Annotated in this window: 22 protein-coding genes; 12 read left to right on the forward strand and 10 right to left on the reverse strand. The window is 41.9% G+C overall.

The genetic code is table 11. The features are described from left to right. Positions 1 to 2: 2 nt before the first annotated feature. From nuoF to L3J70_00155, 11 genes are all read left to right on the forward strand, one after another. Entirely contained in the window at positions 3 to 1,277 is a 1,275-nt protein-coding gene (nuoF, locus tag L3J70_00105; GenBank protein ID MCF6234776.1) for an NADH-quinone oxidoreductase subunit NuoF, read from the forward strand. Positions 1,278 to 1,319: 42 nt separating this feature from the next. After that, positions 1,320 to 3,695 carry an NADH-quinone oxidoreductase subunit NuoG gene (nuoG, locus tag L3J70_00110; protein MCF6234777.1) on the forward strand — a complete coding sequence of 792 codons (2,376 nt, stop codon included), beginning with the start codon at positions 1,320 to 1,322 and terminating at the stop codon, positions 3,693 to 3,695. A 99-nt stretch (positions 3,696 to 3,794) separates the two neighbouring features. After that, positions 3,795 to 4,841, forward strand: a complete 1,047-nt coding sequence (gene nuoH, locus L3J70_00115) for an NADH-quinone oxidoreductase subunit NuoH (protein MCF6234778.1) — start codon at positions 3,795 to 3,797, stop codon at positions 4,839 to 4,841. Between the two features lie 21 nt (positions 4,842 to 4,862). Then, complete coding sequence (nuoI, locus tag L3J70_00120; GenBank protein ID MCF6234779.1) at positions 4,863 to 5,348, forward strand: NADH-quinone oxidoreductase subunit NuoI; 486 nt, start codon at positions 4,863 to 4,865, stop codon at positions 5,346 to 5,348. Positions 5,349 to 5,365: 17 nt separating this feature from the next. After that, the gene (locus L3J70_00125) at positions 5,366 to 5,974 is read left to right on the forward strand and encodes an NADH-quinone oxidoreductase subunit J (protein ID MCF6234780.1); all 609 of its coding nucleotides are present in this window, start codon (positions 5,366 to 5,368) and stop codon (positions 5,972 to 5,974) included. A gap of 64 nt (positions 5,975 to 6,038) precedes the next feature. After that, positions 6,039 to 6,344, forward strand: a complete 306-nt coding sequence (nuoK, locus tag L3J70_00130) for an NADH-quinone oxidoreductase subunit NuoK (protein ID MCF6234781.1) — start codon at positions 6,039 to 6,041, stop codon at positions 6,342 to 6,344. Between the two features lie 4 nt (positions 6,345 to 6,348). After that, positions 6,349 to 8,301, forward strand: a complete 1,953-nt coding sequence (gene nuoL / locus L3J70_00135; protein ID MCF6234782.1) for an NADH-quinone oxidoreductase subunit L — start codon at positions 6,349 to 6,351, stop codon at positions 8,299 to 8,301. A gap of 27 nt (positions 8,302 to 8,328) precedes the next feature. Next, positions 8,329 to 9,840, forward strand: coding sequence for an NADH-quinone oxidoreductase subunit M (locus L3J70_00140; GenBank protein MCF6234783.1), 1,512 nt, complete (start codon positions 8,329 to 8,331; stop codon positions 9,838 to 9,840). Positions 9,841 to 9,883: 43 nt separating this feature from the next. Next, the gene (gene nuoN / locus L3J70_00145; GenBank protein ID MCF6234784.1) at positions 9,884 to 11,323 is read left to right on the forward strand and encodes an NADH-quinone oxidoreductase subunit NuoN; all 1,440 of its coding nucleotides are present in this window, start codon (positions 9,884 to 9,886) and stop codon (positions 11,321 to 11,323) included. A 67-nt stretch (positions 11,324 to 11,390) separates the two neighbouring features. Then, on the forward strand, positions 11,391 to 12,071 hold the full coding sequence (locus tag L3J70_00150; GenBank protein MCF6234785.1) for an FKBP-type peptidyl-prolyl cis-trans isomerase: 681 nt from the start codon (positions 11,391 to 11,393) through the stop codon (positions 12,069 to 12,071). Positions 12,072 to 12,138: 67 nt separating this feature from the next. Beyond that, complete coding sequence (locus tag L3J70_00155) at positions 12,139 to 12,363, forward strand: DUF2835 domain-containing protein (GenBank protein ID MCF6234786.1); 225 nt, start codon at positions 12,139 to 12,141, stop codon at positions 12,361 to 12,363. A gap of 9 nt (positions 12,364 to 12,372) precedes the next feature. Here L3J70_00155 and L3J70_00160 read toward each other — a convergent pair whose 3' ends face one another. From L3J70_00160 to thiO, 5 genes are all read right to left on the reverse strand, one after another. Beyond that, a complete protein-coding gene (locus tag L3J70_00160) occupies positions 12,373 to 13,062 on the reverse strand; it encodes an arginine N-succinyltransferase (GenBank protein ID MCF6234787.1) in 690 nt (229 codons plus the stop codon). After that, positions 13,046 to 13,570 carry a DNA-deoxyinosine glycosylase gene (locus L3J70_00165; protein ID MCF6234788.1) on the reverse strand — a complete coding sequence of 175 codons (525 nt, stop codon included), beginning with the start codon at positions 13,568 to 13,570 and terminating at the stop codon, positions 13,046 to 13,048. Before L3J70_00165 ends, L3J70_00160 begins: the two co-directional genes overlap by 17 nt. Before the next feature lie 12 nt (positions 13,571 to 13,582). Beyond that, complete coding sequence (locus tag L3J70_00170) at positions 13,583 to 14,971, reverse strand: ATP-binding protein (protein MCF6234789.1); 1,389 nt, start codon at positions 14,969 to 14,971, stop codon at positions 13,583 to 13,585. Further along, positions 14,971 to 15,633 carry a response regulator transcription factor gene (locus tag L3J70_00175; GenBank protein ID MCF6234790.1) on the reverse strand — a complete coding sequence of 221 codons (663 nt, stop codon included), beginning with the start codon at positions 15,631 to 15,633 and terminating at the stop codon, positions 14,971 to 14,973. Before L3J70_00175 ends, L3J70_00170 begins: the two co-directional genes overlap by 1 nt. 173 nt (positions 15,634 to 15,806) lie before the next feature. Then, positions 15,807 to 16,904, reverse strand: a complete 1,098-nt coding sequence (gene thiO, locus L3J70_00180; protein ID MCF6234791.1) for a glycine oxidase ThiO — start codon at positions 16,902 to 16,904, stop codon at positions 15,807 to 15,809. 73 nt (positions 16,905 to 16,977) lie between these two features. Between thiO and L3J70_00185 the strand changes: the two genes are divergently transcribed. Next, positions 16,978 to 19,113, forward strand: a complete 2,136-nt coding sequence (locus L3J70_00185; protein MCF6234792.1) for an FAD-dependent oxidoreductase — start codon at positions 16,978 to 16,980, stop codon at positions 19,111 to 19,113. A 31-nt stretch (positions 19,114 to 19,144) separates the two neighbouring features. Here L3J70_00185 and argB read toward each other — a convergent pair whose 3' ends face one another. The 5 genes from argB to L3J70_00210 are packed head-to-tail and all read right to left on the reverse strand — an operon-like array spanning position 19,145 to position 23,879. Further along, entirely contained in the window at positions 19,145 to 20,050 is a 906-nt protein-coding gene (argB, locus tag L3J70_00190) for an acetylglutamate kinase (protein ID MCF6234793.1), read from the reverse strand. A gap of 23 nt (positions 20,051 to 20,073) precedes the next feature. Further along, positions 20,074 to 21,444 (reverse strand): phosphomannomutase/phosphoglucomutase, encoded by a 1,371-nt coding sequence (locus tag L3J70_00195; protein MCF6234794.1) that lies wholly within the window; start codon positions 21,442 to 21,444, stop codon positions 20,074 to 20,076. A 7-nt stretch (positions 21,445 to 21,451) separates the two neighbouring features. Further along, entirely contained in the window at positions 21,452 to 21,907 is a 456-nt protein-coding gene (gene dut, locus L3J70_00200) for a dUTP diphosphatase (GenBank protein ID MCF6234795.1), read from the reverse strand. Beyond that, complete coding sequence (gene coaBC / locus L3J70_00205; protein ID MCF6234796.1) at positions 21,879 to 23,093, reverse strand: bifunctional phosphopantothenoylcysteine decarboxylase/phosphopantothenate--cysteine ligase CoaBC; 1,215 nt, start codon at positions 23,091 to 23,093, stop codon at positions 21,879 to 21,881. Before coaBC ends, dut begins: the two co-directional genes overlap by 29 nt. Continuing rightward, positions 23,094 to 23,879 carry an enoyl-ACP reductase gene (locus L3J70_00210; GenBank protein ID MCF6234797.1) on the reverse strand — a complete coding sequence of 262 codons (786 nt, stop codon included), beginning with the start codon at positions 23,877 to 23,879 and terminating at the stop codon, positions 23,094 to 23,096. Positions 23,880 to 23,896 lie beyond the last annotated feature (17 nt).

The raw sequence follows: 23,896 nt of genomic DNA on the forward strand, positions 1-23,896 counted from the left end.
TTATGGCTAACGAAGTCTGTTTCAGAACACTCCATCTTGATAAACCATGGTCGATCGAGACATATAAGGAAAACGGTGGCTATGAGGTATGGGAACAAATAGTTCGAGAGAATACATCTCCTGAAGAGATCATTAATGAATTAAAAACATCCGCTCTGCGTGGTCGAGGTGGGGCAGGTTTCCCAACGGGTTTGAAGTGGAGCTTTATGCCTCGTGGTATTGCGGGTGACAAATATATTGTTTGTAACTCAGATGAAGGTGAGCCAGGTACATTTAAAGATCGCGATATATTGCGTTATAACCCTCATCAACTCATAGAAGGAATGGCCATTGCTGCTTATACAATGGGTGCAAATGCAGGCTATAACTATATTCGAGGTGAGTTTTGGGAACCCTTTGAACGTTTTGAAAACGCGCTGAAAGAGGCACGTTCAGCAGGCTATATCGGTAAAAACATTCTGGGTAAAGGGATGGATTTCGATATTCATACACACTTGGGTGCTGGAGCCTATGTATGTGGTGAAGAGACTGCACTGATTGAGTCGATTGAAGGCAAAAAAGGTCAACCACGTTTTAAGCCCCCGTTTCCAGCAAGTTACGGCCTTTATGGAAGGCCGACAACAATAAACAATACTGAAACGTTATGTTCAGTTCCTATGATTCTTGCTAAAGGCGGGCAGTGGTTTTTGGAACTTGGTAAGCCTAATAATGGTGGAACCAAAATTTTTTCAGTCTCTGGCCATGTTAATAAACCCGGAAATTATGAAGTCTCCATGGGCACACCATTTTCAGAGTTACTGGAAATAGCGGGTGGAATACGTGATGGCCATACTTTAAAGGCTGTAATCCCTGGTGGCTCGTCAACACCTGTTCTTCCTGGTGATGTCATGATGGGTGTGACTATGGATTATGATGGTATTGCCAAAGCAGGTTCAATGTTAGGCGCTGGGTCAGTCATTGTAATGGATGAAACAACGTGTATGGTCAAGGTTTTAGCTCGCATCGCTCACTTTTATTTTGAAGAGTCTTGTGGGCAATGTACGCCTTGTCGTGAAGGTACCGGCTGGTTGGCGCGTATGGTGCATCGAATTGAGCACGGTGAAGGTCGCCCGGAAGATCTGGATCGACTGGTTGACGTTGCTCATAAAATTGAAGGGCGCACTATTTGTGCTTTAGGTGATGCAGCAGCGATGCCTGTTACAAGTTTTATTAAACATTATCGTGAAGAGTTTGAATACCACATCAAGCACAAGCGTTGCATGGTTGGTAATCACTAGGTTTTTATAGTTAATAATATTGCGGTTATTCGGAACTCAAGTATGGTAACGATCGAAATAGACGGAAAAACGATCCATGCGGAAGATGGGGTCATGCTCATCGAGGCTGCGGATGAAGCTGGAATTAATATTCCACGGTTTTGTTACCACAAAAAGCTCTCTATTGCAGCCAGTTGCAGAATGTGTCTAGTAGAAGTTGAAAAAGCAGGTAAGCCACTTCCTGCATGTTCAACTCCAGTGACTGATGGAATGACAGTTTATACTCGTTCGGATAAAGCGATATCTGCCCAGCAAGGTGTCATGGAGTTTTTGTTAATTAACCACCCATTAGATTGCCCCGTTTGTGATCAAGGTGGTGAATGTGAGCTGCAAGATATTGCGGTGGGTTATGGCGGTAATGTTTCACAGTTTAGTGAAGGTAAGCGTGTTGTAAAAGATAATAATATTGGCCCTCTTATTGCGAGTGATATGACTCGCTGTATTCACTGCACTCGATGTGTGCGTTTTAGCCAGGAGATTGCAGGTACAAGTGAGTTAGGGACAAGCTGGCGTGGCGAACACTTAACTATTGGAACCTTTGTAGAAAAAGAACTGACCTCTGAAATGTCTGGCAATGTAATTGATATTTGTCCTGTTGGTGCATTGACATCAAAACCTTTCAGGTACAGTGCGCGATCATGGGAGTTGAGCTCTCATGATGGTATAGCAGCTCATGATTGTCTTGGATCTAATATAAAAATCGAGACGCGGCGTAACCGTGTTATGCGTATACTGCCTCGTGACAATGAAGACCTTAATGAGTGTTGGATTTCTGATAGAGATCGTTTCTCTTATGAAGGGCTGAATAGTGATGAGCGCTTACAAAAACCAATGATTAAAATTGACGGTAAGTGGCAAGAAACGGATTGGAATCATGCTCTGGAGTTCGCACATCGTGGATTGAAATCTGTGATTGAAAATCATGGAGCCACACAGCTCGGATCATTAGTTTCGCCCAACTCTACAACTGAAGAGATGTATTTGTCTCAAAAGTTACTTAGAAGCTTGGGGTCTTCAAATATTGATCATCGATTAAGAAGTCTCGATTTTAGTGATCAGGATATCGCTCCAATATTTCCATGGTTAGGACAATCAATTGCTGACCTGGAAACTATTGATGCAGCATTGCTGGTTTGCTCTAATGTTCGAGTTGAACAACCGATTGCAGGTCACCGACTACGAAAAGCAGCTCTAAATGGCGCTAAATTGATGCTTGTTAATCCGGTTGACTATGAATTTCGTTTTCCAGTAGCGGAAAAGTTGATAGCAACAACAGTTGAAATTGAATATGAACTGGCTGCCATAGCAAAAGCGTTATTAGATTCGACGGGGGCAAAAATCCCCGAAGGTTTTAATGAAATTATTGACAAACTCAATGTCACTGAGACGCACAGAGCGATTGCCCAAAATCTTGAGCAATCTGATAACGGCACACTCATATTAGGAAGTGCGGCCGCGCATTATCCGAATTGGTCAACGTTACAATCACTTTCCGGGTTGATTGCTGAGTTAAGTGGAGTAAAACTAGGTTACTTATCTGATGGTGCAAATAGTGCCGGTGGCTGGTTAGCTGGAGCTGTTCCTCATAGAGCTGAAAACGGTGAAATAAGCGGTCAAAGTGGTAAGAATATTCGGGATATGTTTGAGTCACAGTTGAAAGCTTATATGTTACTCAATATTGAGCCTGAGCTGGATTGTGCTGGTCCTAATTCTGCTTTGAAAGGACTAAAGAGTGCTGATTTTGTTGTATCTTTAACGCCTTATATAAATGATGAGATGAAACAATATGCAGATGTTTTATTGCCTGTATCAACATTTAATGAAACCTCAGGTACTTTTGTCAATGTAGAGGGAAATAGTCAATCATTTAAAGGTTCTGTAGCTCCTTTAGGTGAAGCTCGACCTGCCTGGAAAGTGCTTCGAGTCCTTGGCAATCTATTTGAAATAGATGGCTTTGAATATCTTTCTTCAGAAGATGTTAGTAAAGAACTGTTTGCTAAAATAGGCCGTATTGATAAAAATAACAGGCTACAGTGGCGTTGCCCAACATTAACAAAGGCATCAGGTATTGCTTGTTTGGTTGAGGTTTCATCGGGTCGTATTGATAATATTGTTCGAAGAGCAAGTTCGTTTGCAGAAACAACAGCAGAAAAATTTACTAAAACTGTGCGGATAAATAAGAGCTTGGTGTTACAGGAAAATTTAGAGAACACCAAGTTTGTTTCAGTTAAACAAGGTGATGACGAAGTTGTTCTTGAGTTGATCACTGATGATCGTGTGGCAAATGGCTCTATTTTGATACAGTCAAATAGTCGGTTGGGTTTAGCTGCCGCTGCACGTGCTGTTGAATTAGGAATTTCTGCAGAAAGTAATAATTAGAGTTTTTATGGGGGGAGTAGTGTTGTATATAAAAATTTGTCTATTCCTGAACATTATCCATGCCGGTTTATCCGGGAAAGCAAATAGCTGTAAATGCCAATGATAGAGTTGCTACAAACAACATGGAATGAAGTGCCGTTAGTACTTCAAATCATATTAAAAATTATTGTAATCGTTGTTCCGATTATGCTGTCCGTTGCATACTTGACTTTAGCCGAGCGTAAAGTAATCGGTTACATTCAGGTTCGTATCGGGCCTAATCGCGTGGGGCCACGAGGCTTGTTACAGCCTATTGCCGATGGCCTTAAACTTGCTTTAAAAGAAATTATTATACCGACTAATTCAAATCATTATCTATTCTTGCTCGGGCCACTTTTAACATTAGCGCCTGCTTTAATTGCATGGGCGGTTATTCCTTTTGATGAAGGCGTTGTACTTGCTGATTTAAATGCGGGGTTGTTATATGTATTAGCAATTATGTCACTTGGAGTCTATGGAATTCTGATTTCTGGCTGGGCTTCTAACTCTAAATATGCACTGATCAGTGCTGTTCGAATGGGCGCTCAAATGGTTTCTTATGGAATCGCTATGGGCTTTGCTTTAGTGGGTGTTGTATTGGCGGCGGGTTCATTAAATCTTCAAGAGATTGTGTTAGCACAGGAAGGAAGTTTTATACACTGGTTCTGGTTGCCATTAGCACCTCTGTTTTTAGTCTATTTTATTTCTGGTGTTGCAGAAACTAACCGCGCTCCTTTTGATGTGGCTGAGGGCGAGTCAGAAATTGTTGCAGGTTTCCATGTTGAATATTCTGGAATGGCATTTGCCCTGTTTTTTCTGGCTGAATATGCCAACATGATTCTGATAGCTATTTTAACTGCTGTCATGTTTTTAGGAGGGTGGTTATCTCCATTTCAAGGTATACCAGGCCTTGAGTATCTGTTTTCCTGGGTTCCTGGGATTGTATGGTTGTTAGCTAAAACAGCATTTTTACTTTTCTTCTTCTTGTGGTTTCGTGCGACATTTCCACGTTATCGCTATGACCAATTAATGCGGTTGGGTTGGAAAATATTTATTCCGGTTACGATTGTATGGCTGTTGGTAACAGGGTTAGCGGTAATGCTTCATTTAGGTCCGTGGTTTGATTGATTTAGGGGTGTCATTTCGCATATGAACTTGAAACACTACATTAAGAGTTTTTTGCTTTGGGAACTTGTTTTAGGGCTGAAATTAACAGGCAAATATCTGTTTGCCAAGAAAATAACAGTACAATACCCAGAAGAAAAAACACCACAATCATATCGTTTTCGTGGTTTACATGCTCAGCGTCGTTATGAAAATGGTGAAGAACGTTGTATCGCATGCAAGCTTTGCGAAGCTGTCTGTCCAGCTTTGGCTATCACTATAGAGTCTGAGCAAAGAGATGATGGGTCGCGTAGAACAACACAATACGACATTGATCTGTTTAAGTGCATCTATTGTGGGTTTTGTGAAGAGTCCTGTCCGGTAGATGCGATCGTTGAGACGCGTCACTTTGAATATGTCTTTGAAAATAGAGAAGATAGTATTATGACCAAAGCGAAGTTATTAGAAGTGGGTGATAGGTTCGAAAGTCAAATTGCCGCTGATCGTGAAAAAGATGCGCCGTATCGTTAATTGATTGATGTGAGATTATGAATATAGAACCGTTTGTTTTTTATCTATTTTCGACTGTATTAGTCTTAGCTTCTATCGCTGTGGTTACGGTTCGAAATACAGTATTTGCAGCACTCTTTCTAGTTTTGGCATTTTTTACCTGTGCCGCACTCTGGATTTTATTAGAGGCAGAATTTCTCTCACTGGTATTGATTCTGGTCTATGTGGGTGCGGTCATGGTTCTTTTCCTTTTTGTAGTGATGATGCTGGATACTAAGGAAGCATCACTTAGAGAGGGGTTTACAAAATATTTAATTCCAGGTGGGTTAGTCGCAATTGTTATAGTGATTGAAATGGCTATTGTCGTTGGACCAGAAAATTTTGGTCTGGACAAGTTTGCCGATCCTGTTGCACGTGGAGCTGATTACAGCAATACCAAAGAGCTGGGGATGGTTTTATATACAGAATATGTTTATCCATTTGAACTTGCCGCTGTATTACTTTTGGTTGCGATTATTGCAGCAATTTCTTTAACAATGCGTCGCAGACCTCAAACAAAACATCAGGATCCATCGAAGCAAGTGCTTGTTCGCAGTGAAGATCGTGTACGAGTTGTTAAAATGGAATCCGAAAAAATGAACGAGTGATTAGAAATTTTAATACTGTAACTATTTAGCAAAAAATAAACATTAATAGTGAACTATAACCATTATGATAGCACTTTCAGACTTTTTGATTTTAGGCGCAATTTTATTTGCGATAGCGATTGTTGGAATATTTCTTAACCGGAAAAATATCATCATAATATTGATGGCAATTGAATTAATGCTGCTCGCAGTCAATATGAATTTTGTTGCTTTCTCACATTACTTAAATGATATTTCAGGTCAAATTTTTGTTTTCTTTATATTAACAGTGGCGGCAGCAGAAGCAGCTATAGGCTTGGCTATATTAATGTTGGTATTTCGTAGCCGTCGATCCATTAATGTTAGTAACCTGGATAGTTTAAAAGGATAAATATATGAAATTAGTTTATCTGGGTGTCGTTTTAGCACCACTTGTTGGTTCAATCATTGCTGGTGTATTTGGCAAGGCTGTTGGTCGTTCAGGCGCTCATTGGGCAGCAACGCTGGGTGTCGCAATTTCTTTTATTCTTTCACTTGTTACATTCAATCATGTAGTCATTGGAGGTGCTCCAGTATTTGATGAAACAATTTATACTTGGTTGATCAGTGATGGATTTAGTTTTGAAGTTGGCTTTCTTGTCGATAACCTGACTGCCATAATGATGATTGTTGTGACTTTTGTTTCATTGATGGTTCATATCTATACCATTGGTTATATGCATGATGACCCAGGTTATCAGCGATTTTTCTGCTATATCTCTCTATTTACTTTCTCAATGCTGATGCTTGTGATGGCGAATAACTTCATGCAGTTATTTTTTGGTTGGGAAGCCGTCGGTTTGGTTTCTTACCTTCTTATTGGCTTTTGGTATAAAAAAGAGACCGCTATTTTCGCGAATATGAAGGCCTTTTTAGTGAACCGAGTGGGTGATTTCGGCTTTTTGTTAGGTATTGCTGCTGTACTTATGTATTTTGGTAGTCTTAACTATGCAGAAGTGTTTGCGGGTTCACCGAGCGTGGCCAACCTAACAATGGAAATAATACCCGGTGTTGAATGGAATGTGATGACGGTGATTTGTATATTGCTCTTTATTGGTGCGATGGGTAAGTCAGCACAGGTTCCTCTGCATGTTTGGTTGCCTGACTCAATGGAAGGCCCGACTCCTATTTCTGCATTGATTCATGCCGCAACAATGGTTACTGCGGGTATCTACATGGTGGCTAGAATGTCACCTATGTATGAGTTGTCAGTGACCGCATTAAGTGTGGTTCTTGTGATTGGTGCGATTACTGCATTATTTATGGGGTTTTTAGGTATCATTCAAAATGATATCAAACGTGTTATTGCTTATTCTACACTGTCTCAATTAGGTTATATGACCGTTGCATTGGGCGCTTCTGCTTATGCTGCCGGTATTTTTCACCTGATGACTCACGCCTTTTTTAAGGCGCTGCTATTCTTGGCGGCTGGCTCAGTAATCATTGCAATGCATCACGAGCAAGATATTCGTAAAATGGGTGGTTTGAAAAAATATATGCCCATTACTTACGTCTGTATGTTGATTGGATCATTGGCATTGATTGGTTTTCCTGGGTTTTCAGGATTTTTCTCAAAAGATGCAATTATAGAAGGTGTCAAGGCATCTCAAATTCCAGGCTCTAGTTTTGCTTATGCCTGTGTGGTCTTAGGTGTGTTTGTAACGGCACTCTACTCCTTTCGAATGTTTTTCTTGGTATTCCACGGAAAAGAACGCATGGATAAACAGACCAAGGAGCATCTGCATGAAAGCCCTAAAATTGTAACTATCCCACTTATACTGCTGGCGATACCATCTATATTCATTGGACTATTCGCAATCGGACCATTTCTATTCGGTGACTTTTTTGCAAAAGAAATTTTTGTTCTGCCCGAACATGATGTGTTGGCAAAAATTGGTGAAAGCTACACCGGTGTACTCGGTTTTATGTTGCATGGATTGATGACGCTTCCATTCTGGATGGCGCTTGGCGGAGTTTTATGTGCCTGGTTCCTGTATCTGAAACGCCCAGATCTTCCAGCTAAAATAAAACAGCGTTTTCAATTTATTTATAACATTCTTGATAAAAACTATGGTTTTGATGCTTTCAATAATGCATTTTTTGCAGCGGGTAGCAGAAGGCTTGGAAAGCTTTTATGGCGAACAGGTGATGAGAAAGGTATTGATGGAATTATGGTCAATGGCTCTGCGCGTGCAATTGGCTGGGTGTCAAGTAAGGTTAGAAACTTGCAAACGGGTTACCTATACCATTACGCGTTTGCAATGATTGTTGGGCTGATGCTGCTATTAAGCTGGTATTTACCTTGGTAGTTGGAAATATAACAAGGATTCAATTGAATGACTGATTTACCTTTACTGAGTCTTGTCATCTGGCTGCCCATTATTGGCGGGATGATTGTACTTGCTGCACATAAGGCAAGCGATAACTTTGTCCGATGGATGTCGTTGGCTATTTCTGTATTAGTGTTTTTGGTTTCTATACCTCTCTATACACTATTTGATACAGCGACACATGAAATGCAGTTCACAGAAACTGCATCCTGGATACCTACATTTAATATAAGTTATGCGCTGGGTGTTGATGGTATTTCAATGCCACTGATCTTGTTGACAACCTTTTTTACTATTATTGTCGTTATTGCGGGTTGGGAAGTTATTAAAACTCGAGTTGCACTCTACATGGCTTCATTCCTGATTATGGAAGGTATGATGAATGGAGTGTTTGCAGCACTTGATGGTGTGCTGTTTTATGTGTTCTGGGAAGCAATGCTGGTGCCCATGTTCTTGATTATTGGTATTTGGGGTGGCGCGGATAGAATTTATGCAACGATCAAGTTTTTCCTATATACATTTTTGGGCTCAGTACTTTTACTGATTACACTAATTTATCTCTACTTTCAGGTGGGGAGTTTTTCTATTCTGGCATTTCAGGATGTACAAATTGGAATGACGGCTCAAATCTTGATTTTTCTTGCAATGTTGCTGGCTTTTGCAGTCAAAGTACCTATGTGGCCGGTACATACCTGGTTGCCTGACGCGCATGTTCAGGCTCCAACTGGTGGTTCAATTATTTTAGCAGCAATTATGCTCAAACTAGGTGCATATGGTTTTGTGCGCTTTATGCTTCCGATTACGCCTGATGCCAGCCAAGAGCTTGATTGGCTCGTTATCACTCTTTCTTTAATTGCTATTGTTTACATCTCTTTTGTTGCCATTGTACAAGAGGATATGAAAAAGCTTATTGCTTATTCATCAATTGCCCATATGGGTTTTGCAACACTAGGATTTTTTCTTATATACGGTATTTTGGAAAATACGGGTTCAACCCAAGGTGCGGCCTTGGGTATTGAAGGTGGTTTGGTTCAGCTGATATCTCATGGCTTTATTTCCGGTGCTATGTTTTATTGTATTGGTATAATGTATGACAGAATGCATTCACGTCGAATCAGTGACTATGGCGGCGTAGTGAATACAATGCCGGTATTTGCTGCTTTCTTTGTACTTTTTGCTATGGCTAACACAGGGCTTCCAGGTACATCTGGGTTTGTAGGTGAGTTTATGGTTATTTTAAGTGCATTCAAGTCAAACTTCTGGATCGCATTCTTAGCGTCAACAACACTGATTTTTGGTGCGGCTTATACTTTATGGCTAATCAAACGGGTTATTTTTGGTGAAGTTGCTAATGATAATGTTGCTGCTCTTAAGGATGTGAATAAGCGGGAAATTTTGATACTTAGCGTATTAGCATTTTTTGTATTGGCTTTAGGCGTGTATCCAGACCCATTGGTTGAAGTTATGCATAGCTCAGTTGATCATTTGGTTCAACAGGCTGTGACCTCTAAGCTCTAAGTTATTTGATATTTAGTTCAAGGAACCAAGGTATTTAAGACATATGAATTTCATCACACCCGATTTTATGCCAATTTTGCCTGAAATTTTCGTTCTAACGATGGCATGTGTTGTGCTGATTATTGATCTTTATCTTAAAGACGAAAATCGTGCCGTTATTTATCTGTTGACGTTAGTCACTTTGGTAGGTGCAGCAGTTCTTACGCTATTTTTGCATACGCCGGAGCCAGTCATTACCTTTCATGGCACGTTTATTAAAGACACGATGAGTGATGTACTCAAGATTTTTATTTATCTGGTCAGTGGTATTGTCTTTCTCTATTCTCGTGATTACCTGATTGAACGCAATATGTTTAAAGGGGAGTATTTCGCTCTAGGGCTATTTGCTGTCTTGGGTATGATGGTGCTTGTGTCTGCCAATAACATGATTACAATCTATCTTGGTTTGGAGCTGATGTCTCTGGCTCTATATGCAATGGTTGCTTTTCAACGTGATAATCAAAAAGCAGTTGAAGCGGCTATGAAATACTTTGTATTGGGTGCGATCGCTTCGGGTTTGTTGCTCTATGGTATGTCAATTATTTATGGCATGACAGGTACGTTAAATATTACTGAGATAGGTATTAAGGTTTCAGAGATGCCTTCGGATAATATTGTCTTGTTATTCGGCGTTGTCTTTATTCTTGTTGGCCTTGCTTTTAAACTGGGTGCTGTTCCATTCCATATGTGGATCCCTGATGTTTATCATGGTGCGCCCACAGCCGTGACGCTTTTTATTGCAACGGCTCCTAAAATCGCTGCTTTTGGTATGGTCATGCGCTTGTTGGTCGATGGGTTGGGGGGTCTTCAAGCTCATTGGCAGGAAATGCTTATAGCATTGGCTGTGATGTCCATCATCTTTGGTAATGTTATTGCGATTGCACAGACCAACATTAAACGTATGCTGGCTTATTCAACGATCTCACATGTTGGCTTTTTATTGCTGGGTATTATCGCAACTGGAGCCAATGGTTACTCATCGGCAATGTTTTATATTATTGTTTATACATTGATGGGTCTGGGTAGTTTTGGGATGATTATCCTCATGAGTCGGGCTGGTTTTGAGGCGGATGAACTGGATGATTTGAAAGGCCTTGCGAAACGCAGTCCCTGGTTTGCATCAATGATGATATTAATTATGCTCTCTATGGCGGGCATACCTCCATTAATCGGTTTTTTTGCCAAGCTGGCAGTATTGCAAGCGGTTATTGATGCCGGATATGTTTGGTTGGCTGTATTGGCGGTGTTGTTTTCTGTTGTGGGTGCCTACTATTATTTAAGAGTCGTATGGTACATGGTGTTTGAAGAGCCAAAAGAAACAGCGCCAATTAAAGCTTCTTTTGATGTTCAGGTGGTGATGAGTATTAATGGGTTGGGAATGATTGCTCTGGGGCTTTTTCCTGCCTCATTGCTTGGAATGTGCGCGGCGGCATTTGCTTATTAAAGGCTATTGAACTATTTGTGCCGAAAAGTTACAAACTAACTGATTAAACCAAGTCACAGGAATAAGAATGAAATTTTTAAAATATACTGTTGTACTCCCTCTATGTTTTTCTTCTGTAATAGCAGTTCAGGCGGCATCACTTGATAATGATGAAAAAAAATTTAGTTACTTGCAAGGTTATAAAGCCGGAAAGTTGGTGACAGCTGAAAATCCAGGCTTTGATATTAAATCTTTTAACATGGCGATGGAAGATGCTCTTAATGGTAAAGATCCCAAGCTGAGTGAAGAAGAAATTAGAGCAACCGTACAAGCTGTTCAACAGAAAAATATTGCTAATATGAAAGCCGCTGCAGAAAAAAACCTTAAAGCGGGGGAAACGTATCTGGAAGCTAACAAGAAAAAAGAGGGTGTAAAAACTACATCGAGTGGCTTGCAGTACCAAATTATTAAAGAAGGCAGTGGTAAAAAACCAACATCAAATGACAGTGTTACGGTTCATTACCGTGGTACTTTGATTAACGGTGAAGAGTTTGACAGTTCTTACAGTCGTAATAAGCCTTCAACATTTCCCGTGGGTGGTGTTGTTCAGGGCTGGCAAGAAGCATTGCCTATGATGAAAGAGGGCGCTAAATGGGAAATTATTGTTCCTGCCAGTCTTGCTTATGGTACGAGGGGCGCGCCACCTAATATTGGCCCCAATGAAACACTTATTTTTGAAATTGAATTGTTATCAATTGCTAAAAAATAAGTTATCACGAAATTTAGATGCGCCATCCATTGCGGGGGTGGCGTACTCCAGCTCCTAAAGTATCACCATGTCGCAAAAAACCAGATTTTCTCTGGCTATTTCACCTGAACAATACCTCGCTTATTATCAGCGTACAGTCAATAATGTCAGTGTGATGGCTTCTGATGGTCGTCGGATTCAATTTCCAGCCAATCTATTGCAAAAGTTTGTCACTCATGATGGTATTCAAGGCATCTTTGAAATAGAGTTTGATGATCAACATAAGCTGCTTGAAATACGTAAGCTCCAGTAGTCAATGTAATCACTCTTTCAATTTTATTCTCAGCCGACCTTCTTCTATCTGGATGTCACTTACGCCTTCAGAGAAGCTTTTCCAAAACCCTTCATGGCCACCAAACTCTTTAACCAAATCAACATTCTTTATATCACCCAGCCAGGCGTTGGGTACAGGAACTCCCATAACGGTTACTCCTTTTAATATTACGACTGGGCGTGCATCTCTGTAGGCAAATTCAGCACCAGCTTTCAGTCTCAGTGTCTTACCGCCAAAAATGGGGAAATCCTCATCCATTGGCATTAATAACTTTATACTGACAAGGTCATCAGCCAGATCGACAGCCAGTTTACGTGCTAAATCTGTATTTTTTGCCAGTAAGGCATTTAACTCTTTTTCGGTAAAATTAATGTCACGTTTTGCACCTTCTTCACTGTAGGCTTCTGGTTTCAGTATTTCATTTTTAACGTCATTATTTTCGACAGAATTTTTTTGTCTGACTTCTATTACATCCAGCTTTTTAATTTTTCTCTGAAGAACTTTTTCCTCTTGGGCATTGAGGGTTACCGGAGTGAATTCGGACACAAACAGATAGTTTTTCATGCTCCATACAGTAATCAGGACGGAAACAATAATCGTAAGCAACAATAATCCTGTGATTTTCAGCCACCCCAATCCTGAGCTTGGGGTGCTTTCTGTTTTATTGTTTTGAGTCATTATTGATTGCCTCTTCTATGATTGTTTTCCACTCTACGAGCTTTTTTTCTTTTGTGCGCATGGCCATTGCAGGGCTTGTGGATGTCAATTTATGATATTTGATGGTTGAATGTAAGTTTTGAAGGGTGGGTATAACACGTTTTTTATATTCTTGCTCTGCTTTCACACCATTAAAAAATATATTTTGAATGAAAGAGTGATTATGGTAAAAATCTTTAAAATTATTTATTTCAATAGAGCTGGATTGAATTGCACTGTCCAGACTGCCGGATCGGTTGCAGCGTTTTAATACATCCCACAGTGCGATATTGTTGGCCTTTAATATATCGACTCTTTTTTCGTAATGGAGGCCGCTATCAAAGTTAAAAATGGTACTCATGATATACCAGAAGGCATTCCTTGGGTGCGCATAATAACATTGTTGTTTGAGTGATTCTTCACCGGGCATACTGCCCAGAATTAATATCTTTGCCTCCTTTGTTGCGATCGCTGGAAAACTGGTTTTCATCAGGTGTTTATTTTAACTGGATAGTGCGTTTACGTGGGAATTATATTTAATGCTGCTTTTTGAAAAAGTGACTTTAATGCTAAGGCCGGTATTTTCCAGGCCTTGATCCAGATGGATTTTTGCATGATGTAACTCTGCAATTTCTAATACGATTGATAACCCCAATCCACTGCCAGAGATATCTTGGTGTTCGCCGCGTTTAAAACGATCAAAAACTTGTTTTTTTAATGGCTTGGGAATGCCTGACCCTGAGTCTTTCACATCAAGTATGACACTTTGTGCCTCGTTCGTCACATTAACAATAATACGTCCCTTATCAGGTGTATAACGAATGGCATTATTGATCAAATTAGTGACCATAATATGTATCAGTTCTTCATTGCCACAGATAATCGCTGGCGACTCAGCTTGCAAATTGATTTCTATATTTTTCTTTAGTGCCGAAGCAATCTGTTCACCAATAATGGTTGCACATAACAGCTTTAGATCTAAATCAGCTCTGACTAGATGTTGTTCAGCATCAACTCGAGCTAAAATCAGTAATTGATTAACCAGTTTGGTCGTACGGTTAACTCCCGTGATCACTTGCTTTATCGCCTGTTGTCGTTGACTGGTTTCAGTTGCTCGTAAAGCGACCTGTGCCTGAGTTTTTATACCTGCTAAGGGGGTGCGTAACTCATGTGCTGCATCAGCAGTAAAACGACGCTCTTTTTCAAAAGCTTGGTGCAGCCGATCAAAAAGTGCATTTAATGAGCGAACAATAGGTTGGGTTTCGGTGGGTGCACCTTCAAGTGTAATAGGTTCCAGTTGATGAATTGAGCGTTTTGATATGGTGTCTGCTAACTGAAACAGTGGGCGTAAGCCGCGGCTAATACTGATCCAAATAAAAATCGCAATGAACGGCAGAGAAATCAACATAACGAATAATACACTATGGTTGATGTAAGCGACCATTTCTTCACGAACATCGTGGCGCTGTGCGGTCTGGATGAGGAATTTAGTTTGTGGATCGTAGAGGTTGTAGGTGTACCACGTTATGCCATCGACCTGCATCTCTTTAAAGCCACTGGTATATTCGATGATGGGCAGTAACGGGGACGAAGATGAGTGTGTCATCAAAGTACCATCGTGGTGATAAATACTAAATGATATTTTGGTTTCATATTTATGAATGACCGGTAAAAAATCATCTCTATCAATTTGTAATTGATGCGCTCCACCTACTTCATGTCTGACCAGGGAGGCTAACAGTTTGGCGCTCTGCACCAGTTGAGTATCGTAGATCTCTTCTGCTTCATGCTTAGTGCTGTAGTAAATAAAGAACCCTGCCACTATCCAAGCGAAAAATACAGTGATTAATACTAACAGTAATAGGTTTTGACGAATTGAACGAGGTTTCATCAATCTGCTTTTGGAATCATGTAACCAACACCGCGAATAGTCACAATAAGCTCTTTGCCCAGTTTTTTACGCAGGTGATGAATGTGGACTTCAGTGGCATTGCTTTCAAGCGAATCATCCCAACCGAACAGGCTTTCTTCAATGCGCTCTCTAGATAATACCCGACCAATATTTTCTAGGAAAATTTGTAAAATATTGAACTCTCGAGTTGATAGGGTAATATTTTCACCATTTTTTCTAAGGCTGCGATCTACTGGGTTTAAGATAATATCCAGGTATTTTATTAATGATGATGCTCTTCCGCTGTGGCGACGACTTAATGCTCTGACTCGGGCGCATAGTTCATCCAGATCAAAAGGTTTTAGCAAGTAGTCATCAGCGCCACTATCAAGCCCATTGACCCGATCAGCCACCGTATCCCTGGCCGTCAAAATCAACACAGGTACATCGTTTCCAGAGGTGCGAATTTTTTTCAGCACACTGATGCCGTCCAAACGTGGCAAGCCAAGGTCAAGTACGACCATATCAAAGTTTTCTACTTCAAGGCTGTGTAGCGCTGACAGACCATCCTGTAACCAATCTACGATATAACCAGCTTGATGTAAGCCAGTACGAATACCATCACCTAACTGTGGATCATCTTCAACCAGCAATATGCGCATGGGCTTGCTTTCCTATACTTAAAACAACGTCATAATCTATAACTTTTAACATGCTTTTTTAGTCAGAAACAACGTTTTTCTGATGAGTGATAGCTGCTCTTGATAGTATAACTTTGTAAGCTTAAAAGAGGCTTAACTCTAAAAATTCGGATGAATTGAGAGTTATTTATATCTTAAACTACTGTCTGATTTCTGGGAACCACTTTATAAGGCTCTGAGTTAACAATAGGTGTGCGCCTTAAAGCAATGTCAGCCAACAAATGCGCAGAAGCAGGGCCTAGCACAACACCATTACGAAAATGCCCAGCATTGACATAAAGCCCTTGTATTGTCGGGTGTTTTCCAATAAAGGGCACACCTTCAGGAGCGCTTGGCCGTAAACCAGCCCAGTGCCTTTTTATAGGATAATTTGAAAGTTCTGGAATGATACGCAGTGCTGCTTTGTGCAGGACTGATAAAGCCTGCTGTGTTGTCTCTTTTTCAAACCCAACGTGTTCAACGGTACTGCCAACTAATGTGTGGCCATCACGACGTGGAATCACATAGTGTCCTTGATGCATCACAATTCGTGAAATTAATTTCGGTGGCGTTTTGAATAAAATCATCTGCCCCCTAACAGGGTTAACGTTGAGCTCTGTTCCGAGTGGTTTTAAGAGTTCTGCACTCCATGCACCACTGGCGATAATAACGTTATCTGCATTGATTTTTTCAGCTTTTGTTTGTACGCCAATTATGGAGCCATCAGTGACCATTAATTTTTTAACATCACAATGCTCTTTTAAATGAACACTATTCTGAGTCAACAGGGCTTTGAGTGATTTTAATAGTTGTGGATTACGTACCTGAGCGACATTTGGCATCCATAATGCGTTACTCTTGAATTTAACGAGCGGTTCACAACAAGAAATATCACTGGCATGTAACTTTTCAATATGCGCTTTATGGCGTATGGCCCACTTTATAGCCATCTTCTGCTCATCGGAATCAAGCATGAGCAGGCCGTTTTGAGTCCATTCAGGGTCAATGCTGGTTTCATTGAAAAGTGTCTGGCAAAATGAAGCATAGTGCTGTTGGCTCCAATGAGCGAGTGCGCTGACGGGTTCGCTGTAGCGCCACGGATAGAGTGGCGATAGAATGCCACCGCCCGCCCATGAAGATTCAGTGCCGATTGAACTGCGTTCAAGCACGGTAACTTTTGCCCCGGCACGATTAAGTTCGTAAGCTGTCAACAGGCCGATAACACCGCCGCCAATAATAATAAAGTCTGTCATTAGGGATCTATTGCTTGTTATTTCATGGATATACTTTGAAATATCCATTTTTGATAAAAAGGGTCATACTCCAATGAATTATCGCAAAATTCTACTCGTTTTAACGCTTGCTGTATTGGTTTATAGCTTTTTTGCTTTTGATATTACAAAGTATTTGAGTTTAGATTTTATCAAATTACAGCACGCAGCGATTGAGGGATATTACCAGACACATCCATTGCTCACTGCATTTGCCTTTTTTGGGCTTTATATTGCCGTGACGGCGCTCTCTTTACCAGGGGCGGTCATTATGACACTGGCAGGGGGAGCTATCTTTGGCTTGCTATGGGGCTTTGTGATTGTCTCTTTTGCTTCCACGATCGGCGCAACACTGGCTTTCCTTGTTTCTCGGTTTTTGTTACGAGATACAGTGCAAAGCCGATTTGGTGATCATTTGAGTGCGATTAATCAAGGCGTCGAAAAAGAGGGTGCATTTTATCTCTTTACATTGAGGTTGGTACCACTCTTTCCATTCTTTATTATCAATCTGTTGATGGGGCTAACACCTATTCGCACATCGACTTTTTACCTTGTCAGCCAGCTCGGGATGTTGGCAGGTACGTTGGTTTTTGTGAATGCAGGAACGCAATTGGCTAAAATAGATTCTTTGCAGGGCATTCTCTCTCCGGGATTGATTTTTTCCTTTATTTTATTAGGTGTTTTTCCTTGGATTGCCAAAAAAATAGTGACGGCTGTTAAAGCTAGAAAAGCCTTAAAGGGCTATCCCAAGCCTAAAAAGTTTGATCGTAATATTGTTGTTATTGGCGGTGGTTCGGCGGGTTTGGTGACCTCTTATATTGCGGCTGCAATTAAAGCTGAAGTGACGCTGATTGAAAAACATAAAATGGGAGGCGACTGCCTCAATACAGGTTGTATTCCTTCTAAAGCCTTAATCAAATCAGCCAAATTTGTTGCACATCAAAAGCGTGCAACAGCATTAGGTTTTAAATCTGCCCATGTCGAGTTTGAATTTTCTGATGTGATGGAACGCGTGCAACGGGTGATTAAACAGATTGAGCCGCACGACTCTGTCCAGCGTTATCAAGGTTTAGGCGTTGATGTCATTCAAGGGGTCGCGAAAATTACTTCGCCGTATACCGTTGAAGTGAATGGTCAGACATTGACGACAAAAAATATCGTAATTGCGACGGGCGCACGACCTTTTGTACCAAAAATTCCAGGGATTGATGATGTCGGTTATTTAACCTCGGATACGATATGGAATCTTCGAAAACAACCTAAGCGACTTTTGGTGCTTGGTGGAGGGCCGATTGGTTGTGAATTGGCGCAGGCTTTTGCTCGGCTTGGTTCATCGGTGATACAAGTTCAACGTGGTGAGCGCATCATGGAGCGTGAAGACCCTGAAATTTCAGACCGAGTGATGGCGCGGTTTATCAATGAAGGAGTGGATGTGCGCGTTAATCACTCTGCGAAAGCATTTCGAGTGGAAGGTGACCGTAAAATAGTAATTTGTGAACACCAAGGTCAAGATGTTGAGATTGAATTTGATGAGGTGTTAGTGGCTCTAGGGCGGGCGGCGAATGTGACAGGTTTTGGCCTGGAAGAGCTGGGTGTGACATTGAGCGGACGGCGCAGTGTTGAGGTGAATGATTTTTTGCAAACCAATTTTCCAAATATCTACGCATGTGGGGATGTGGCGGGGCCATATCAGTTTACACATACCGCAGCGCATCAGGCCTGGTATGCAGCGGTCAATGCTCTATTTAGTGGTTTCAAATCATTCAAAGTTGATTATTCAGTCATCCCGTGGGCGACATTTACAGAGCCAGAAGTGGCGAGAGTCGGGCTGAATGAACTCGAAGCGATTGATCAAAATATCGCTTATGAAGTCACAACGTATGATATTGAGGATCTGGATCGAGCCATTGCTGATGAAGAGGCGCATGGTGTGGTTAAAGTATTAACCGTGCCGGGAAAAGATAAAATTCTTGGGGTTACGATTGTTGGAGAGCATGCCGGTGATGTGATCGCTGAGTATGTGACTGCGATGCGTTATGGTCTTGGCTTAAATAAAATTTTAGGTACGATTCATATCTACCCGACACTGACTGAGGCCAATAAATACGCGGCGGGCGAATGGAAGCGTGCTCATGCACCGCAGAAATTGTTGCAATGGGTTAAACGCTTTCATGTCTGGCGATTGGGGTGATTCGTTCCATAATCAAGCCTCGGCCTTTGTTTTACACGTTTTTTTCTGCACGAATCAGTGTACCTACACCTTCATCCGTAAAAATTTCCAGTAATACGGCATGTTGTACACGGCCATCAATGATATGAGCAGTTTTAACGCCATTCTCAACCGCTTCGAGAGCGCAGCGAGTTTTTGGCAGCATGCCGCCAAAAACGGTGCCATCTGCAATATACCCATTCACCTGTTTGGCATTGAGACCTGAAAGTGTTTTGTCATTTTTATCAAGCAAACCAGGTGTATTTGTGAGTAGAATGAGCTTTTCGGCGTTGAGCACTTCAGCAAGTTTTCCAGCAACAAGGTCTGCATTAATATTGTAAGACGTGCCGTTGTCATCGACACCAATGGGTGCAATAACAGGAATAAAGCCACCACGGGCAATCATGTTGACGACCGATGCATCAATCGAAACGACCTCACCGACATGACCGATATCAATAATTTCTGAAGCTGACATTTCAGCTGCATCCTTTTTGAAAATGAGTTTGCGGGCTTTGATCATACTGCCATCCTTTCCAGTCAAACCGATGGCTTGTGCACCGTGCTGATTGAGCAGGCTCACAATCTCTTTATTAACCAGGCCACCCAGAACCATTTCAACGACATCCATTGTTTCACTATCAGTGACACGCATGCCTTGTACAAATTGGCTCTGTTTACCTAATCGTTCTAATAAGTGACCAATTTGAGGGCCACCGCCGTGCACAACAACAGGGTTGATGCCCACGAGTTTCATTAAGACGACATCACGGGCAAAGCTGCTTTTAAGCGCTTCATCCACCATGGCATTGCCACCATATTTGATGACAATTGTTTTGCCAACAAAGCGTTTGATATAAGGTAAAGCTTCGGTAAGAACCTGAGCAACATTCATGGCTGATGATGAGTCCAAGGGCATATTTTTCTCGTGAATTTAATGAATTAAAAAGGCAGTGATAAACGACTATCAAGTGACAACATGAGCGTTCTGAATTGGTTCTGTATTCGAGTTAAAGCGTGCTCTGTTTCCGCTTCAAAGCGTAATGTGAGTGACGACGTGGTATTGGATGCTCTGACTAATCCCCAGCCATCAGAAAAGTTGACTCTTAAACCATCAAGTGTGATGAGCTCGGCATCACCAAAATCGGCAACTTTTAATAAACGTGTCATGTATCGGTGTGGCATGCCTTCAGGCATTGGAATTTGAAACTCTGGGGTACAGATTGCATTTGGAAGTGTTGCAAATATTTCGTTTGCAGATTGATCCACTGAAGATAATATTTCTAATAAACGTGCACCGGCGTAAAGGCCATCATCAAAGCCATACCAGCGATCTTTGAAAAAAATATGTCCACTCATTTCACCAGCAATGGGCGCACGAACTTTTTTAAGTTGTGCTTTTATCATTGAATGGCCTGTACGGCACATCAGTGGTTTTCCACCCGCATCTTCAATAAGCTTTTTTAAGTGGTGTGAACATTTAATGTCATACATCACTGTGCTGCCAGGGTGGCGTGATAAAATTTCTTTAGCAAACAACATTAATAGGCGGTCAGGCCAGATGATTTCTCCTGTTGCTGTAACCACACCAAGGCGGTCGCCATCACCATCAAATGCCAACCCTAAATCAGCGTGGCCTGTTTTGACCGCATCAATAAGATCCGAGAGTGTTTCGGGTTGACTGGGGTTGGGATGGTGATTAGGAAAATTGCCATCGATAGTGCAATGAAGTGCTTCAACTTCACAACCTAAATCTCGGTAAAGCTGCTGTGCAATTTTACCGGCCACGCCATTTCCAGCATCAACAACGATTTTTAAAGGGCGCTTGAGATTGATGTCAGAAGAGATACGCTTTATATAGTGATGTGAAATATCTGTTTCACTGCGACTGCCACTTCCAATGTGAAAATTTTCAGTTTCAATGCGTATCCTCAGAAATTGAATGGCTTCACCTGACAGTGTTTCATCGGCCAGAACAATTTTAAATCCGTTGTATTCAGGTGGGTTATGACTGCCCGTGACCATAACGGCTGAGCCTGTTTCAAGGTAGTAAGATGCAAAATAGACGACAGGTGTGGGAACCATGCCAATGTTGATGATATCACGACCCGTAGCCATGAGTCCGCGTATTAATGCATCCGTAAAATCAGACCCGGAAAGGCGACCATCACGACCCACGACAATGCGCTTTTGGCCGCGTGCGTGCGCTTCACTGCCAATGGCGCGACCGATTGCATAGACACTTTCAACGTTCAGCGTTTGGTCTACAATGCCACGGATATCGTAGGCTTTAAAAATTTCAGGCGCAATTATTTGGTTTTTAGTGTTGGCCGGTGTGCCCAAATCCACCTTCTCCTCGATGACTGTTATCAAATTCTTCGACAATTTTAAAATTTGCTTGAATCACAGGGATGATCACCATTTGAGCAATGCGCTCCCCTACATTTATTGTGAAGGATTTTTGGCTACGATTCCAGATGGATACAAAAAGTTGCCCTTGATAATCGGAGTCAATCAGCCCAGTGAGGTTGCCCAATACAATACCGTGTTTATGCCCTAAACCGGAGCGAGGCAGTAAGACAGCCGCTAAACCTGTATCAGCGATATGAATCGAAATCCCTGTGGGAATCAGTTGGGTTTCATCTGGTTTGATTATTTTTGGCTGATCAATACAGGCACGCAGATCCATGCCGGCCGAGCCATCAGTGGCGTATTCTGGAAGTGGAATCTCTTTTCCTAAACGTGGGTCAAGAATTTTTAACTCTATGCTGTGCATGGTATTTCTCTGCAATAAATGAAATCAGGGATTGAGCTAATTGTAGTTTTGGTGCCTGGGGAAGATCAAGTTGACCTGCTTGCCAATAAAGTCTCAAGGCATTATGGTCACTTTCAAAGCCACTATTTTCTCGGTTAATCCAGTTAGCTGCGATAATATCCAGTTTTTTATTTTTTAACTTGTCTTGTGCGTATTTCTCCAAATGACTAGATTCAGCCGCAAAGCCAACACAGAAAGGGCGCGAGTCTGATTCAGATACGGCAGCCAGAATATCAGTTGTCTGCTCAAGTTCAATCGTTTTGAGTGGTGAACTCAACTTCTTAATTTTTTGTGTTTCGTAATGTTTAGGGGTGAAATCTGCTACGGCAGCTGCCGCAATGAAAATATCGCAACCATCAACTTGAGACATGACGGCATCATACATCTGCGCTGCGCTGCGAACATTGATGCACTCGACTTTTTCAGGAGGTAGCAGGGAAGTGGGGCCACTAATCAGGGTGACTTCAGCTCCAGCATTTTTTGCAGCAGTTGCGACAGCGTAGCCCATTTTTCCTGAACTACGATTACCGATAAAACGGACTGGATCAATATCCTCAAAGGTTGGCCCAGCAGTCACAAGAATTTTCACTCCTTGCATTGAGCCTGACTCAAATAAATGGCTGAGTTTTTCTACAAGCGCAGTGGGTTCCAGCATTCTGCCTAAGCCCTCTTCTCCGCAGGCTTGTGAGCCTTGGCCGGGGCCGTAGATCAAAATATTGCGTTGACCTAATGTTTGAATATTATGTTGGGTTGCGGGATTGATCCACATTTGCTGATTCATTGCCGGTGCGACAGCGATCGGCGCACTCGTCGCCAAGGCCAATGTAGATAGTAAGTCATCCGCCAGACCATACGTTAGTTTGGCCAGAAAATTAGCACTGGCGGGGGCGACTAATACAGCATCAGCCCAGCGAGCCAACTCAATATGTCCCATAGCCGCTTCACTGATCGAGTCGAGCAACTGGGTATGTACACGATTTCCCGAAAGTGCTTGAAAGGTAAGGGGAGTCACAAACTGGGTGGCGGCGAGTGTCATAACGACGCGTACTTCTGCGCCCGCATCTTTAAGGCGGCGGACTAAATCTGCACTTTTGTAAGCCGCAATACCGCCAGTGACCCCCAGCAAGATATGTTTGTCTTTCAGCATTTACCCTAAAGGTGCCATGCCTGTGCTACGAAAACCTGCGTCTACATAAATCACTTCGCCGGTAATTCCTGAGGCGAGGTCAGAGCAGAGAAAGGCGGCACTTTTACCTACATCTTCAATTGTCACGTTACGACGCATGGGTGATGTATTTTCAAAAGTTTCCAACATTTTTCTAAAATTACCAATTCCTGCGGCGGCCAGTGTTTTAATGGGTCCAGCAGAAACGGCGTTGACTCGAATGCCTTCAGGGCCGAGCGACTGAGCCATGTAACGCACGTTGGCTTCCAGGCTGGCTTTAGCTAATCCCATAACATTGTAGTTTGGAATGCTACGTTCAGCGCCCAGATAGCTCATGGTGACGAGCGCTGCATTGCGGCCTTGCATCATTTTACGCCCCGCTTTGGCGAGTGCTGCAAAACTGTAAGAGCTGATTTCATGAGCGATATTGAAGTTTTCACGGGTGACTGCATCCAGATAGTCGCCCTCCAGTGCTTCGCGTGGTGCAAATGCAACAGAATGTACGATGCCGTCTAGTCCATCCCAAGATTGACCAAGTTGTTCAAAAACTGCAGCAATCTCTTCATCACTGCTCACATCACAAGGGAGGATGATTTCTGAGCCACATTGACTCGCCATTTTTTCAACACGCCCTTTAAGTTTGTCGTTTTGATAAGTGAGTGCGAGATTTGCACCTGCTTTGTGCATCGCATCAGCAACACCCCAGGCAATAGAGCGAGTGCTCGCCAAACCTACGATTAAAATGTTCTTACCTTCCATAAAACCCATGTTTAAAAATACCTTTG

It is taken from the genome of Gammaproteobacteria bacterium, from assembly GCA_021648145.1.
Taxonomy (GTDB): Bacteria; Pseudomonadota; Gammaproteobacteria; order JAADGQ01; family JAADGQ01; genus S141-38.